We start from the raw sequence: 13,005 nt of genomic DNA, 5'->3' as shown, positions 1-13,005 counted from the left end.
CGGCGCAACCCGGGCACCGTTCAAGAGTTCAGACAGAACGCAGCCCAAAAAGCCAACCTACCGTCGGGAGACGTTATGAGCGCGTGAGGGGGGCAACCCCCTCGCATTCTCCCTCTATCCCCTTCTTCTTGCCTCCCCCTTCCCACCCTCCTAAAACCCTGAACAAGGGGGACAGGACCATCACCGTGCAGCTTACCGAATTTTCCACCACGCCGAATCTGGTCGCGCTGTTTCTGGCCCGCGCGGATGAGAAGGGTGATGCGCCTTTCCTGCGCGCCAAACGCAACGGGCAGTGGCAATCGATCAGTTGGAAAGAGACCGCACAGAAGGTCTGCCTGCTGGCCGAAGGCCTGATCAAACTGGGCCTGCGCCGTGGCGATCCGGTGATGCTGGTGTCCGAAAACCGTCCGGAATGGGCGATTGCCGATCTGGCGATCATGGCGGCGGGCTGCATCACCGTCCCAACCTACACCACCAACACCGAGCGCGATCACACCCATATTCTGGAAAACTCCAGCGCCTGCGCGGTGATCGTCTCAGGCGCGAAACTGGGTAAGGCGCTGCTGCCCGCCGTGCTGCGCTCGGGCCATGGGCGGCATGTGATCGGCATGGAGCCGCTTGGCGCGACTCAGGCCGGCGCGCTGAACTACCACGATTGGGATTCCCTGCTCGAGGGCGATGCCGCCGCCGCCCGCAAGGCCGTCGAGGCCCGCATCGCCACCATCGGCCGCGCCGACACCGCATGCATCATCTACACCAGTGGCACCGGCGGCGCCCCGCGCGGCGTGATGCAGCACCACGGCGCCATTCTGCACAATGTGGCAGGCGCCGCGCGCATTCTGGCCGAGGATTTTGGCTGGGGGGATGAGGTCTTCCTCTCCTTCCTCCCCCTCTCCCACGCCTATGAGCATACCGGCGGCCAGTTCCTGCCCATCGGCATGGGCGGCCAGATTGCCTATGCCGAAGGCCTCGAAAAGCTGGGCGCCAACATCGAGGAGGTGCGCCCCACCATCATGGTGGTGGTCCCCCGCCTGTTCGAGGTGCTGCGCACCCGCATCATCAAGGGCATCGAAAAGCAGGGCCGCCTGCCCAACTATCTGATGGACAAGGCCATCGATCTGGCCTCCCGCCGCGCCGAGGGCAAAAAGCACCTCAGCGATCCCATCCTTGAGGCCGTGCTGGAGCGCACGCTGCGCCCCAAGGTCCGCGCGCGCTTCGGCGGGCGGATGAAGGCGCTGGTTTCGGGCGGCGCGCCGCTCAACCCCGAGATCGGCCTGTTCTTCCAGGCGATGGGGCTGACGCTGCTGCAAGGCTATGGCCAGACCGAATGCGCGCCCGTCGCCGCCGTCAACCGGCCCAGCGCGGGCATCCGCATGGAAACCGTCGGCCCGCCCCTGCCCGATACCGAAATCCGCATCGCCGAGGATGGCGAAATCCTCATCCGCGGCGAGCTGGTGATGCACGGCTATTGGCGCAACGACGCCGAAACCGCCAAAGTCCTGAAGATCGACCCCGCCGAACCGGAAAAAGGCCCGTGGCTCCACACCGGCGACATTGGCCTGATCGATTCCGCCGGTCGCATCCGCATCACCGACCGCAAGAAGGACATGATCGTCAACGACAAGGGCGACAACATCTCGCCCCAGCGCGTCGAGGGCATGCTGACCCTGCAGCCGGAAATCGCGCAGGCGATGGTGGTGGGAGATCGGCGGCCCTATGTCGTGGGCCTGATCGTGCCCGATTGCGAATGGGCGCTGGATTGGGCGCAGGCCAATCAGATCCATTTCGACATGAAGAGCCTGCAAGGCGACCCCGCCTTCCGCGCTGCGGTGCGCGAGGCGATGGATCGGGTGAATTCGGATTTGTCGGTGGTGGAGAAGGTGCGCCAGTTCGCTTTCGCGGATGAGCCATTTGCCATCGATAATGAGGAAATGACGCCTTCCATGAAGATTCGCCGCCATAAGCTTAAGGAGCGATATGGGGCTCGGTTGGATGCGCTTTATAAGGGGTGAGAAGGAAGGAAAGATGCGAGGGTGTTACACCCTCGCATATCTCTTTTTGAACCTTTAATTCCTCAAACCATCAAAAAACCTTCAATCGCTGCCAAGTGCTTTGGCTGCACCCCCAACCGGTGCAATTCGCTGACCAGAGCCACCCCCGGCTGATGCCCGGCGCGCGTGGCGCAGGCAAACCGGCGCAAAGCCTCCAGGCGGGGATGGGCCAAAGGCCGGGGCGCATCCCCTTCCCCGAAAACCCACGTCACCAATCGCCCAAAAAACCCAAGCGTTTCACGTGGAACGCTCGGCTGACGGCAGCCATAGCGCTGAAAATCCTGAGCGCCGATCGAGGCGGCCAGCCAGTCTTCGCGAGTCAGGGTGGTCATCACAGGTCTCCCACAAGGTCGGTGTTGACGGCAGAACCGGCGGTCAGCGTCTTATGGACCGGGCAGCGGTTGGCGATCGACAGCAGTTCCTCGCGCGTCGCAGCATCCAGGCCGGGGGCCAGGGTGATGACGCGGTCGAAGCGGTCGGCGGGGCTTTGCTTGGCGTCGCGATGGTGGGTGACATGGGTGCTGACCTCGCCAATGTCCCAGCCCTTGCGCTGGGCGTAGAAGCGCAGGGTCATGGTGGTGCAGGTGGCCAGAGCGGCGGCGAGCAGATCGTAAGGGCCAGGGCCGGTGCCGAGACCACCCAGATCCACCGGCTCATCGGCGATCAGCGGGGTTCCGGCGATGTCGAGCTGGCTCTGGAACAGGCCGGCGCCGGTGGAGGTGGCGCTGGCATTCGGGGTGTGGGTCTCGGCCATGGCACGTGCTCCTTACTTCAGCTTCACGCCGGGGACGTCGGGGGGCAGCGGGATAAACTCGTCCTCGCCGGGCACATGGGCGAAGCGGTCCTCGCGCCAGTCTTCCTTGGCCTGCTCGATGCGATCGGCGTCGGAGGAGACGAAGTTCCAGTAGATATAGCGCTTTTCGGGGAAGGGTTCGCCGCCCACCAGCATCAGGCGGGTGGGTTCCTCGGTGGTCAGCACCACCTCGGCGCCGGGCTTGAGCACCACAAGCTGAGTCTGGCCGAAGGCGCCTTCCTGCCCCTCGATCCGCAGCGAGCCGGAGACGACATAGACCGCGCGCTCGACATGATCGCGGGCGAAGGCATAGCGGGCGCCGGGGGCCAGCGTCAGATCGCCATAGATCATGTCCGAGAAGGTCTCGACCGGCGAAACCAGCCCATCGGCGGTGCCCGCGATCAGCGTCAGTTTCGCGCCCTTGTCCTCGGCGACGGGGATTTCGTCGGCCTTGTAATGGCGGAAGGAGGGGGCGGTTTCCTCGTGCTTTTTGGGCAGGGCCACCCAGGTCTGCAGGCCGAACAGGCTGCCGCCCACGCCGCGCTGATTGTCAGGCGTGCGCTCGGAATGGACGATACCGCTACCCGCTGTCATCCAGTTGACCTCACCGGGGCGGATCGCCTGCAGGCTGCCCAGCGAGTCGCGGTGCATGATCTCGCCATCGAGCAGGAAGGTCACCGTGGCGAGGCCGATATGGGGATGCGGCCGCACATCCAGAGCCTGCTCGCCTGAAAACGCCGCCGGGCCCATCTGATCGAAGAAGATAAAGGGGCCGACCATGCGCCGGTTGGGGCTGGGCAGCGCGCGGCGGACGGAAAAGCCGTCACCCAGATCGCGCACCGGGGGCAGGATAACCGAATCGACGGGGTTTTCAGCGGGGGACAGGCTCATGGCGGGGTACTCCGTGGGTGGAGAAAACGGGTGGCGCGGAGTCGGGGGCCTCCGCGCCGGGGGATATTACAGCGTATCGACCAGAACGATCTCGGCATCTTCCAGAGCGGTGATGCTGATCGTTTCGACCTCGGCGATGGCCACGCCGTCACGGGTGTTGGCCTTCACGCCATTGACCTCGATGGCGCCGGTGGCGGGGACAAGGTAACCCTTGCGCTCGGTGCCCAGCACGTAATCGACCGTCTCACCGGCGCGGATCGTGCCGCCCACGATGCGGGCCTCGGTGCGGATCGGCAGGGCATCGCCGTCGTCGCCGTAGCCGCTGGCCAGCACCACCAGTTGGCCGGCGCGCTCGCCCTTGGGGAACTGGCGGGCGCCCCAGCTCGGCTGCTCGCCGGTGCGGGTGGGCTGGATCCAGATCTGGAAGAGCGTGGTGGTCTCATCCTCAAGGTTGTATTCGGCATGGGTGATGCCGGTGCCGGCGCTCATCACCTGAACGTCGCCCGCCTCGGTGCGGCCCTGGTTGCCCAGCGAGTCGCGGTGGCTGATCGCGCCCTTGCGGACATAGGTGATGATTTCCATGTCGCGGTGAGGGTGAGGGGGAAAGCCGCTCTTGGCCGCGATGGTGTCGTCGTTCCACACACGCAGGTTGCCCCAGTGCATGCGGTCGGGCTCGTAATAATCGGCGAAGGAGAAGTGGTGGCGGGCGTCGAGCCAGCCATGGTTGGCATGGCCGATGGAAGCGAAGGGGCGCAGTTCGATCATGGGTATTCTCCGTGCCGCCAGAGTGTCTCTCAGATGTCTCTGTGGCTGTTGAGGCCAATTTAGAGATTGCGCAGAGGAAAGAAATGGCAATGATGGAACTTCACCAGTGAAAGAATTTTATCGATGCTGCCCGATCTGGAGGCCTGGGCGATCTTCGCCCGCGTGGTGGACACCGGCTCTTTCGCCGCCGCCGCCGAGGCGCTGGGCCTCTCCAAACCCACAGTTTCCAAGGCGGTCACGCGGCTGGAGGCGCGGCTTGGTGTACCGCTGCTTCACCGCACCAGCCGCCGTCTGGCGCTGACCGAAAGCGGGCGCGGCGTGCTGGACAAGGCCCGCCGCATCCTGGCCGATGGCGAGGCCGCCGAGGCGCAGGCCAGCGCCGAGGGCGATACGCCGCGCGGCCTCGTGCGACTGGCCGTGCCGATGAGCTTTGGTCTGCGCCATGTCGCCCCGATCCTGCCTGAGTTTCTGGGCGCTTTTCCGCAGGTGAATGTGGATGTGGACCTGTCCGATTCGCTGGTCGATGTGGTCGGCGGCGGGCATGATGTGGTGCTGCGCATCGCCGGGCTTGAGGATTCCTCACTGCGCGCGCGGCGCCTGTGCACCGTGCGCCGCCCGCTGGTGGCCAGCCCGGCCTATCTGGCGGAGCATGGGGCTCCGGCCCATCCGCGCGATCTCTCGGCCCATACCGGGCTGCTCTACACCAATCTGGAGGCGCCGGGCACATGGCGCTTCAGCCATGCGACGCAGGGCGACTATATGGTGACGATCAAGGGCCGTCTGGGCGCCAACAATGCCGATGCTCTGGCCCCTGCTCTGCTGGCCGGGCAAGGCATGGCGCTGCAGCCCGATTTCATGGTGTGGGAGCATCTGGCCAGCGGCGCTCTGGTGGAGGTGCTGCCCGACTGGCGCATCCCCGATATCGCGCTGCATCTGGTGACGCCGCCCGGGCAATTGCGCCCGGCGCGGGTGCGGGTGCTGATCGAGTTTCTGGCCCGGCATCTCTCCGCCGCGCCCTGGGCAACGCAGGGGTGATCCGCGCAGGGCTGATTCTTGCTGTCCGCCGCCGATCTGGCATAGTTCAGACCTGCATCGCAAAGGGGGATGGGCATGCGCGGGAAACATTGGTTCTGGCTGACGGCTCTGGGGTTGATCGCAGCACCCGCCATCGCGCAGCAGGCCGCCCTCACGGCCCCGCCCCCTCCCATGCCCGGTCTCTTCATGAATCAGGCGGCCATCGAGCAGACCATCGATTTGATCGCCTCTCATCTCAAACCGGACCAGGCGGTGGCGTTCCAGCCGCTGGTGGGGCTGGGCAACTATCGCGCCATGCTGGAATATCGTCAGGCTGTGTCCGGCGCGGCCACCCATGAGGCCGATGCGGAGTATATTCAGGTGGTGGATGGCAGCGGCTCGCTGGTCACCGGCGGCACCTTGCAAGGGGCGCATCGCACCGCCCCCGCCCAGCTGGCTGGAACCGGCATCATCGGAGGCAGCATGCGCCCGATCGCCAAGGGCGATATGGTGATGGTGCCCGAAGGCACGCCGCACTGGTTCAGCCAGATCAACGGGCGGCTGATCCTCATCACCATGAAGCTGCCGCGCGGGGTGCCGCCTAAACCGTAAAGGAATGAGCCGGGGCGGGAGGGCGACCACCTCTCCACCCCGGCTCATGGTGCTGCGTGGGTAGCTTAGAAGGTGGCAACCTTCAGCACGACACGCAGGGAGCGACCGGGCATCATCACCAGATCCTTGTTGAAGGAGGTGGCGAGGCGTTGAACGTCATTGGTCAGATTCTGGCCGATCAAAGCCAGTTCCACGCCGGGATACTGCTTGAAGGGGCGCACCGCCGCCTGAGCGCTCAGCGAATTGTAACCGGCGGTGGCGGAGTCAAAATCGCCGTAATCGTTCTGGCGGCCATAGTGGATGAAGGTCACCCCGGCATCGACCAGCTTGCTCTGCCAGTTCAGCCCGCCGCCAACGCGATAGGGCGGAATGCGCGGCACATTGCTGCCACTGTCCAGCGTGGCGCGGGTGTAATCGCCCAGCACCTTGGCGGTCAGCGTGCCATGGGGCCCCTGAATCAGATCATAAGTGGCCTGCGCCTCAAGGCCCCGGAAACGGGCGCCCTGCTGGCGGTAGATCACCTCGCGCAGCTCCTCGCTGTCACCCACGACGCAATCGCCGTCATCGTCACAGGTGCGGCCGGTCAGATCGCCGTAGATGTAGTTCTTGTACCAGGTGTTGTAGAGGCTGCCGTCGAAGCGGAAGGGGCCCTTGCGGATGCGCAGGCTCAGCTCCAGCGAGTTGGCGCGCTCGATCTTCAGATTCGGATCGCCGGTCTCGAAGGTCTGCGGGCCGTCATGGCCACCGCGCGCGAACATTTCCGTCAGTGCCGGGGCGCGGCCCGTGCTGGAGAAGTTCAGCCCCAGCTTCACGCCTTCCGTGGCGGTGAACAAAGCGCCGATGGCGCCGCTGACGGGCGTGAAGTTGCGGCGGGTGAACACATCATCGGCAGGCGTGCCGGTGATGCTAACATGCTCGACGCGGCCGCTGGCTTCCAGATGCAGCGCCTTGGCGATCTCCACCTCGGTGAAGAGATAGCCCGCGACATTCTCGCTGGTGGCGGGATTCAGATAGGAGCTGTCCTCGCCGATGGCCGAGAAATCACGGTGCTGATACTCGAAGCCCACCGCCGTGTTGCGCACCGCGCCGATGCGGTTGAGCAGCAGCTCGGCGCGGGCATTGCCTTCCTTGTTCTTGAAGGTGGTGTTGATCGAGCCGTCGGGGTTCTTCTCGGCATGCTCATAGTTGGCATAGCTGCCATCGACATTCAGCGTCTTGAGCAGGCCGGTGCCCAGATCGAAGCTGTTGCGGCTCATGATCTTGGTCTGGCGCATGTCGATGAAGGTGGTGTCGCTGGGGATGCCATATTGCGCATCGTAATGCGTCACCGCCACGCCGACATGGCTATCGCCGCCGCCGAGGAAATACGACCCGCCGACCGAACCGCCGCGCCCGTGGAAGAAGGAGTTCTGCTGAACGCCTTCAGGCGTGCCGTAATCGTCAGAGTGGCGGTAGAAACCATCGGCATGCAGCGCCAGATTGCCGATCCGGCCATCGACCAGACCCGAAGCCTCGTTGGAATCATTGATGGTGGTGTGGGCCACGGTGGCCTCGGCGCTGATCGCTCTGTCGGGCAGGCTGGTGGGCACACGGTTGTTGAGCGTGTTGACCACGCCGCCAATCGCCTGGCTGCCGTAACGCAGCGTGGCGGCGCCACGCACCACCTCGATACTGCGCGCGGCGAGCGGGTCGATGGGGATACCATGGTCCGGCCCGATGTCGGACACGTCCGAAGAGCTGGTGCCATCCTCCAGCAGGCGCACGCGGGCCGCATCCATGCCGCGGATGATCGGGCGGCTGGCGCCCGCCGCAAAGCCGCTGACCGAGACACCGGGCACATCGCGCAGCGCATCGCCAATGCTGGCGCCGCCGGCGGCCAGGATCTGGTCGGCATTCACCTTGGTGGAGAGCGTCGGCGTTTCGTCAGCCGTATGGCGGAAGGGGGTGGCGGTCACGATGATGTCATCGCCGCGCGTGGTCGGGCCGCCGGATTCGGTGGTGGCAGCGGCTTCGCTTGCCGTATCGGCAAGAGCCATGGGGGCCACACCGGCATAGGCCAGCGCCAGCACGGCCGCGCCGGCCAGATGAATCGAACGCATAGAAACTCCCTTGTTCACGTCTTCGCAGGCCACAGGCCATCTTCGCGGCGCGCAGCCCATCGCCCGCGCGGATGCTCCCCCAAGCTCCGCACGGCTGGACCACTTGTCTCGCCGCGCATGGATGTAACGTTATATCACGATTCAGGGAAAGGCCAGACCCTATAATGAAATTTTATATCATTACTCTGCGATAAGGGCGGCCAAGTGGTCAAATGCCCGATCCGGCATTTGCGTGGCGTTGAAGCGCATAAAGCGTTCCGCCGTCTCGGATGGGCTGAAGACATTGCCGGGGGCCAGCACCAGCCCCCGCTCAAGCCCGGCACGGGCCAGACGGCGTGAATCCATCCCCTCGGGCAGGCGGCACCACAGATAGAAGCCGCCCTGAGGCATCAGCCATGGTTCGATGCCCAAGGCTGTCAGCCTCACACCGACCTCGCCGCGCAACCGGGTCAGTTTGCGCCGCAGATCGTCCATATGCTTGCGATAGGTGCCGCTGGAGAGGACATGCGCCACCACCGCGCTGGCCACCGGGCTGGGGCCGCCAAAATTGGTCGCCACCTGCAGATCGACCAGCGCATTGACCCATTCAGGCCGCGCCGCAATATAGCCGCAGCGCGCGGCGGCCGAGAGCGTCTTGGAAAAGCTGCCGATGCGGATCACATCGACCAGCCCGTCCAGCACCGTCAGTCGCGGCGAGGGCTGGCTCTCGAAATCGACGAAGATATCGTCTTCCACGATGGTCATCCCCACGCTGGCCGCGATGCCCAGCACGCGATGCGCCACACGCGGCGAAAGGCTGGCCCCTGTGGGATTATGCAGCGCCGAATTGGTGATGTAGAGCCGGGGTCGCTCGGCCTGCGCCAGTTGCTCCATCAGAGCGACATCGGGGCCGGTGGCCGTGTAAGGCACGCTGACGATCCGCGCCTGATGCGCCGTGAGCAGCGCCTGAAAGTTGAAATAGCAGGGATCGTCCACCAGCACGGTGTCGCCGGGGCGCAGCAGAAAGCGGCAGATCAGATCGATCGCCTGCGTGCCCGAGGCGGTGAGCATGATCTGGTCGACATCCACCGCCAGCCCCTCACCCGCAAAGCCCAAAGCCAGATGCCGCCGCAGCGCCGGATTGCCGCGCGTGCTGCCGTAATCGGTGAGCAGACTGTCCGCGCCGCGCAGCACCTCGCGCATGGCCCGGCGCAGGGGTTCCTGAGGCATCATCGCGGCGGGCATCCAGCCGCAGCCCGGTTTGATGGTGTCCTCCGGCGTATCGAGCGCCTGACGCGAGACCCAGAAGGGATCGATCTCGGGCGGGCGCGCCGGGGCCAGTTCGGCCAGCGCCATCGGCGCCACACCGCGCCGTGCAACGAAAAAGCCCGATTTGGGGACGGCGCGGATCAGCCCCTCGGCCACGAGACGGTCATAGGCCTCGACCACCGTGGCAGGGGAGACGCCCATCGCGCCCGCCAACCGGCGGATCGAGGGCAGCTTGTCCCCTGCCCCCAGCATGCGGCCTTCGATGCGGGCGCGGATCGCGGCCATCACCGATTGGGTGCGGGTGAGAGGGGCATCGCTCATCTGTATGGGCCTTTCTGATGATACAGATTACGCCAACTGTATCGATCTGTCCCTGTGTTCGCCAGCCCCCTCGCCCTAACCAGAGCGCAGGTTTCGTAAGGAGGATACAATGCGCGTCAGCTCGTCGGGCTGGGTGAACGGGATGATCGGGGTGGTGCTGTTCAGCGGGTCGATGCCCGCCACGCGCGCCGCCATCATGGGCTTTTCCCCCATGTTCCTCACCGCCGCCCGCGCGCTGATTGCCGCCGCGCTGGGTGGGCTTTTGCTGCTGGCGCTGCGACAGAAACGCCCGGCGCGCGGGGATCTGCCTTCGCTGGGGATCGTGGCAGGCGGAGCGGTGATCGGCTTTCCGCTGCTGACGGCGATTGCGCTTCAGCATATCACGGCGGGGCGATCGCTGGTGTTTCTGGGGCTGTTGCCGCTCTCCACCGCGCTCTTCGGCGTGCTGCGCGGTGGCGAGCGCCCCCACCCCGCCTTCTGGGCTTTTGCACTGGCTGGGGCCGGAGCGGTGGCGGGCTTTGCCCTGAATCGCGGTGCAAATGGCTCGGCGCTGGGCGATGCGCTGATGGTGGTGGCCGTGGTGCTTTGTGGGCTGGCCTATGCCGAGGGCGCGGTGCTGTCACGCAGGCTCGGCGGGTGGCAGACGATCAGCTGGTCGCTGGCGGTGTGTTCGCCGGTGGCTGCGCTGCTGGCCTTGCTGACATGGCCCGCCACCCTCGGCGGCCTGCCGGCGATGGCCTGGGGCGGGCTGGCCTATGTCTCGATCTTCAGCATGTTGCTGGGTTTTATCTTCTGGTATCGCGGCCTGGCGCTGGGCGGCATCGCCAAGGTCGGACAGCTGCAACTTTTGCAGCCCTTCATGGGCCTCGGCCTCTCGGCGTTCTTCCTGCGCGAGACAGTGGCACCCTCCATGATCGCCGCCACCGCCGCCGTGGTGCTCTGCGTGGGTGGGGCCCGGCGTTTTGCCTGATGAATGCTGATCCGTGACAAATCGTTTCGGCGTCCGGATCAGGCTTGAAGCAACACGGACCCCACAGGCAGGGCAGGCGGATGACTTGCTTTCGCCCTGCCATCTTTGCCCTGTCGCTGACCACCTGCGCCACCACCGCACAGGCCCAGACTCACCCCTTCGCGCTTGATGAGCAGCTCACGCTGGCCCCGATCGTCGATGTCCGCGCCCGCTGGGAGGATGTCGATGCCACCAGTCGCGATGCCCATGCCGAAAGCCTGCGCCTGCGCGCCGGGGCCGAGCTGACTCACAAGCCCAGCCACATCTCGCTGCTGGTCGAGGGCACCGGCACCACCCATTTCGGATCGGGCTTCAGCGGCTTTTCCTATGCCACGCCCAGCGACCAATACCGCCCCAATCGCGCCACCATCGCCGATGGCTCCACCGTGGCGCTCAACCGGCTGCAACTGCGCTATGCCACCAGGCCACTGACCGCGACGGTGGGCCGCCAGCGCATCATCCTCGACGACCAGCGCTTCGTCGGCAACGCCCCCTGGCGCCAAACCGAGCAGACCTTCGATGCCGCCCGCATCCAGACCGCTCTCGGCCCGCTGGTGCTGGATGCAACACATGCCATCCGCCAGAACACCGTCAACGGCAGCGACGGCGCCCCGCGCGATCATCTGCGCGGCGACTTCACCTTCATAACGGGCGGGATCGTGGCAAAACAGGCCTCGCTGAAAGGCTTCGCCTATCTGCTGGATTATGAGTCCACGCCCTTCCTGAATCAGCCCGGCGCCCGATCGCAGCTGGACAGTTCTCAAACCTACGGGTTGCGCGCGACCACGACTCTGCCGCTGGGCCACCACGCATCGCTGGCGCTGGCGGGCAGCCTTGCTTGGCAGAGCAGCTATGGCCGCAACCCCAACACCTATGCCGCCACCTATTCCAGCATCGAGCCTGCGCTGACTCTGGGCCAGCACACGCTGACTCTCACGCGCGAGGTGCTGGGGGCGGACGCCAGGGCGCAAGGCGGCGCATGGTCGTTCCAGACACCGCTCTCCAGCCTGCACAAGTTCAACGGTTGGGCCGATGTGTTCCTGACCACCCCCGCCAACGGACTGCGGGACCATGCCGTGACTCTGACCGGCAAGCTGCCCAAGATCGAAGCCCTGCCCCGCGTGACCTACACCGTGGCGCACCACTGGTTCGACGCCGATCTGGGCGGCGCGCATTACGGCAAGGAAATCAACGCTTCGCTTGGGTTCTCGACCAAGCCGATCAACTGGTTGCTCAAATTCGCTCAGTATCAGGCGCGAGGGTTCGGGTCCGATACGCGCAAGATCTGGGTGCAGGCGGAGTTTGTTTTTTAAAGGGAATTGGAAGGGGTGAATGCGAGGGTGTTACACCCTCGCGCTCCCTTTCATGTCTACCTTACGCTTCGGGTTCGGCCCTGTGCCCAGCTTGCTGCGCCGCAGGCCTTTAAACGGGAAAAGGCGCCAGAGGCATGACTGCCTGCGGCGCCTTTATGTTGTGCAGGTGGAGAGCCTGCGCGCTACGATGCGGTGCCCCTGCCAGTGCGTCGGAAGACGTTCCGGGAGCGCGAGGGGATAATCCCCTCGCACCTTCCCTTTAAACCTTAAGCCGCTTCCTTCTCCACCCACTCGGGGAAGAACTGCGGCTCTTTCGTTGACCAGCCCGGCGCTGTGGCAGCAGCCTCGCTGATCGACTGAAGCAACTTCTTGCGGCGCTCCGGGCGGATCTGCGGCAGGGCGGCGGCAGCGCAAAACGCAGCAGGCAACCAAGGGCGGGCAGCGGCACCCAGCAGACGCTCATAGAGGAAACGGAAGGCCGAAAAGCCCGTCAGGCGGTCCTGCGCCAGATCGAAGGCCGTCAGGCGGATCAGCGTGCCCAGATAGGTGTCGAGCGCTTCGAAGCTCTGGTCGGTCGGCGCGGCGGCGCGCAGGATCTTCAGATCCTGATAGGCGACGTACTGGCTGCGGATGCTGCCGATTTCGTCAACATCGCGCGCCCAGAGCTTGAAAGCATCCTGACGCCCCAGCCCGACGTCGAGGCTGCGCTTGATGTAGCGCTGTTCACAAGGCGTAAAACCGGCAAATTCACGGAGTTCCGCGATGGCCAGAGGCGCAGAAGAAGTCGTCGCCATGATCGTCAAGTCCCTCACCAAAGATCCCGCTTCGGAGTCGATGCCAAAGGATTGCATGAAAGAGGTTATCGGCAGCTTAACCATTATCCGGGGAA

The 13,005-nt window shown here is 65.2% G+C and carries 12 protein-coding genes; 5 read left to right on the top strand and 7 right to left on the bottom strand.

Annotated features, from left to right (window positions below; translation table 11 throughout):
• Positions 1 to 185: 185 nt before the first annotated feature.
• Positions 186 to 2,012 (top strand): AMP-dependent synthetase/ligase, encoded by a 1,827-nt coding sequence (locus SR3_RS16020; protein ID WP_068088219.1) that lies wholly within the window; start codon positions 186 to 188, stop codon positions 2,010 to 2,012.
• 62 nt (positions 2,013 to 2,074) lie between these two features.
• Here the strand turns inward: SR3_RS16020 and SR3_RS16015 are convergent, their stop codons facing one another.
• From SR3_RS16015 to SR3_RS16000, 4 genes are all read right to left on the bottom strand, one after another.
• On the bottom strand, positions 2,075 to 2,383 hold the full coding sequence (locus tag SR3_RS16015) for a hypothetical protein (RefSeq protein WP_068088212.1): 309 nt from the start codon (positions 2,381 to 2,383) through the stop codon (positions 2,075 to 2,077).
• Positions 2,383 to 2,805 (bottom strand): OsmC family protein, encoded by a 423-nt coding sequence (locus SR3_RS16010; RefSeq protein ID WP_068088209.1) that lies wholly within the window; start codon positions 2,803 to 2,805, stop codon positions 2,383 to 2,385. Before SR3_RS16010 ends, SR3_RS16015 begins: the two co-directional genes overlap by 1 nt.
• A gap of 12 nt (positions 2,806 to 2,817) precedes the next feature.
• The gene (locus SR3_RS16005; protein ID WP_068088207.1) at positions 2,818 to 3,735 is read right to left on the bottom strand and encodes a pirin family protein; all 918 of its coding nucleotides are present in this window, start codon (positions 3,733 to 3,735) and stop codon (positions 2,818 to 2,820) included.
• Positions 3,736 to 3,801: 66 nt separating this feature from the next.
• Entirely contained in the window at positions 3,802 to 4,500 is a 699-nt protein-coding gene (locus SR3_RS16000) for a pirin family protein (RefSeq protein WP_068088204.1), read from the bottom strand.
• Between the two features lie 123 nt (positions 4,501 to 4,623).
• Between SR3_RS16000 and SR3_RS15995 the strand changes: the two genes are divergently transcribed.
• Complete coding sequence (locus SR3_RS15995) at positions 4,624 to 5,535, top strand: LysR family transcriptional regulator (protein ID WP_068088201.1); 912 nt, start codon at positions 4,624 to 4,626, stop codon at positions 5,533 to 5,535.
• Between the two features lie 75 nt (positions 5,536 to 5,610).
• On the top strand, positions 5,611 to 6,126 hold the full coding sequence (locus SR3_RS15990) for a cupin domain-containing protein (RefSeq protein WP_157098891.1): 516 nt from the start codon (positions 5,611 to 5,613) through the stop codon (positions 6,124 to 6,126).
• A gap of 65 nt (positions 6,127 to 6,191) precedes the next feature.
• Here SR3_RS15990 and SR3_RS15985 read toward each other — a convergent pair whose 3' ends face one another.
• Positions 6,192 to 8,225, bottom strand: coding sequence for a TonB-dependent receptor (locus SR3_RS15985; protein ID WP_068088196.1), 2,034 nt, complete (start codon positions 8,223 to 8,225; stop codon positions 6,192 to 6,194).
• Positions 8,226 to 8,405: 180 nt separating this feature from the next.
• Positions 8,406 to 9,794: an aminotransferase-like domain-containing protein gene (locus SR3_RS15980; RefSeq protein WP_068088194.1), complete on the bottom strand. Its 1,389-nt coding sequence runs from the start codon at positions 9,792 to 9,794 to the stop codon at positions 8,406 to 8,408.
• 109 nt (positions 9,795 to 9,903) lie between these two features.
• On the opposite strand from SR3_RS15980, the gene SR3_RS15975 reads away from it, so the two are divergent.
• Both SR3_RS15975 and SR3_RS15970 read left to right on the top strand, forming a co-directional pair.
• On the top strand, positions 9,904 to 10,764 hold the full coding sequence (locus SR3_RS15975) for a DMT family transporter (protein ID WP_068088192.1): 861 nt from the start codon (positions 9,904 to 9,906) through the stop codon (positions 10,762 to 10,764).
• A gap of 80 nt (positions 10,765 to 10,844) precedes the next feature.
• A complete protein-coding gene (locus tag SR3_RS15970) occupies positions 10,845 to 12,116 on the top strand; it encodes an alginate export family protein (RefSeq protein ID WP_068088189.1) in 1,272 nt (423 codons plus the stop codon).
• Between the two features lie 266 nt (positions 12,117 to 12,382).
• Here SR3_RS15970 and SR3_RS15965 read toward each other — a convergent pair whose 3' ends face one another.
• Positions 12,383 to 12,910, bottom strand: a complete 528-nt coding sequence (locus SR3_RS15965; protein ID WP_068088353.1) for a hypothetical protein — start codon at positions 12,908 to 12,910, stop codon at positions 12,383 to 12,385.
• Between the last annotated feature and the right edge of the window lie 95 nt (positions 12,911 to 13,005).

The sequence above is a fragment of the Novosphingobium rosa NBRC 15208 genome, assembly GCF_001598555.1.
GTDB lineage: Bacteria > Pseudomonadota > Alphaproteobacteria > Sphingomonadales > Sphingomonadaceae > Novosphingobium > Novosphingobium rosa.
This window is presented reverse-complemented; position numbering and strand designations above follow the sequence as displayed.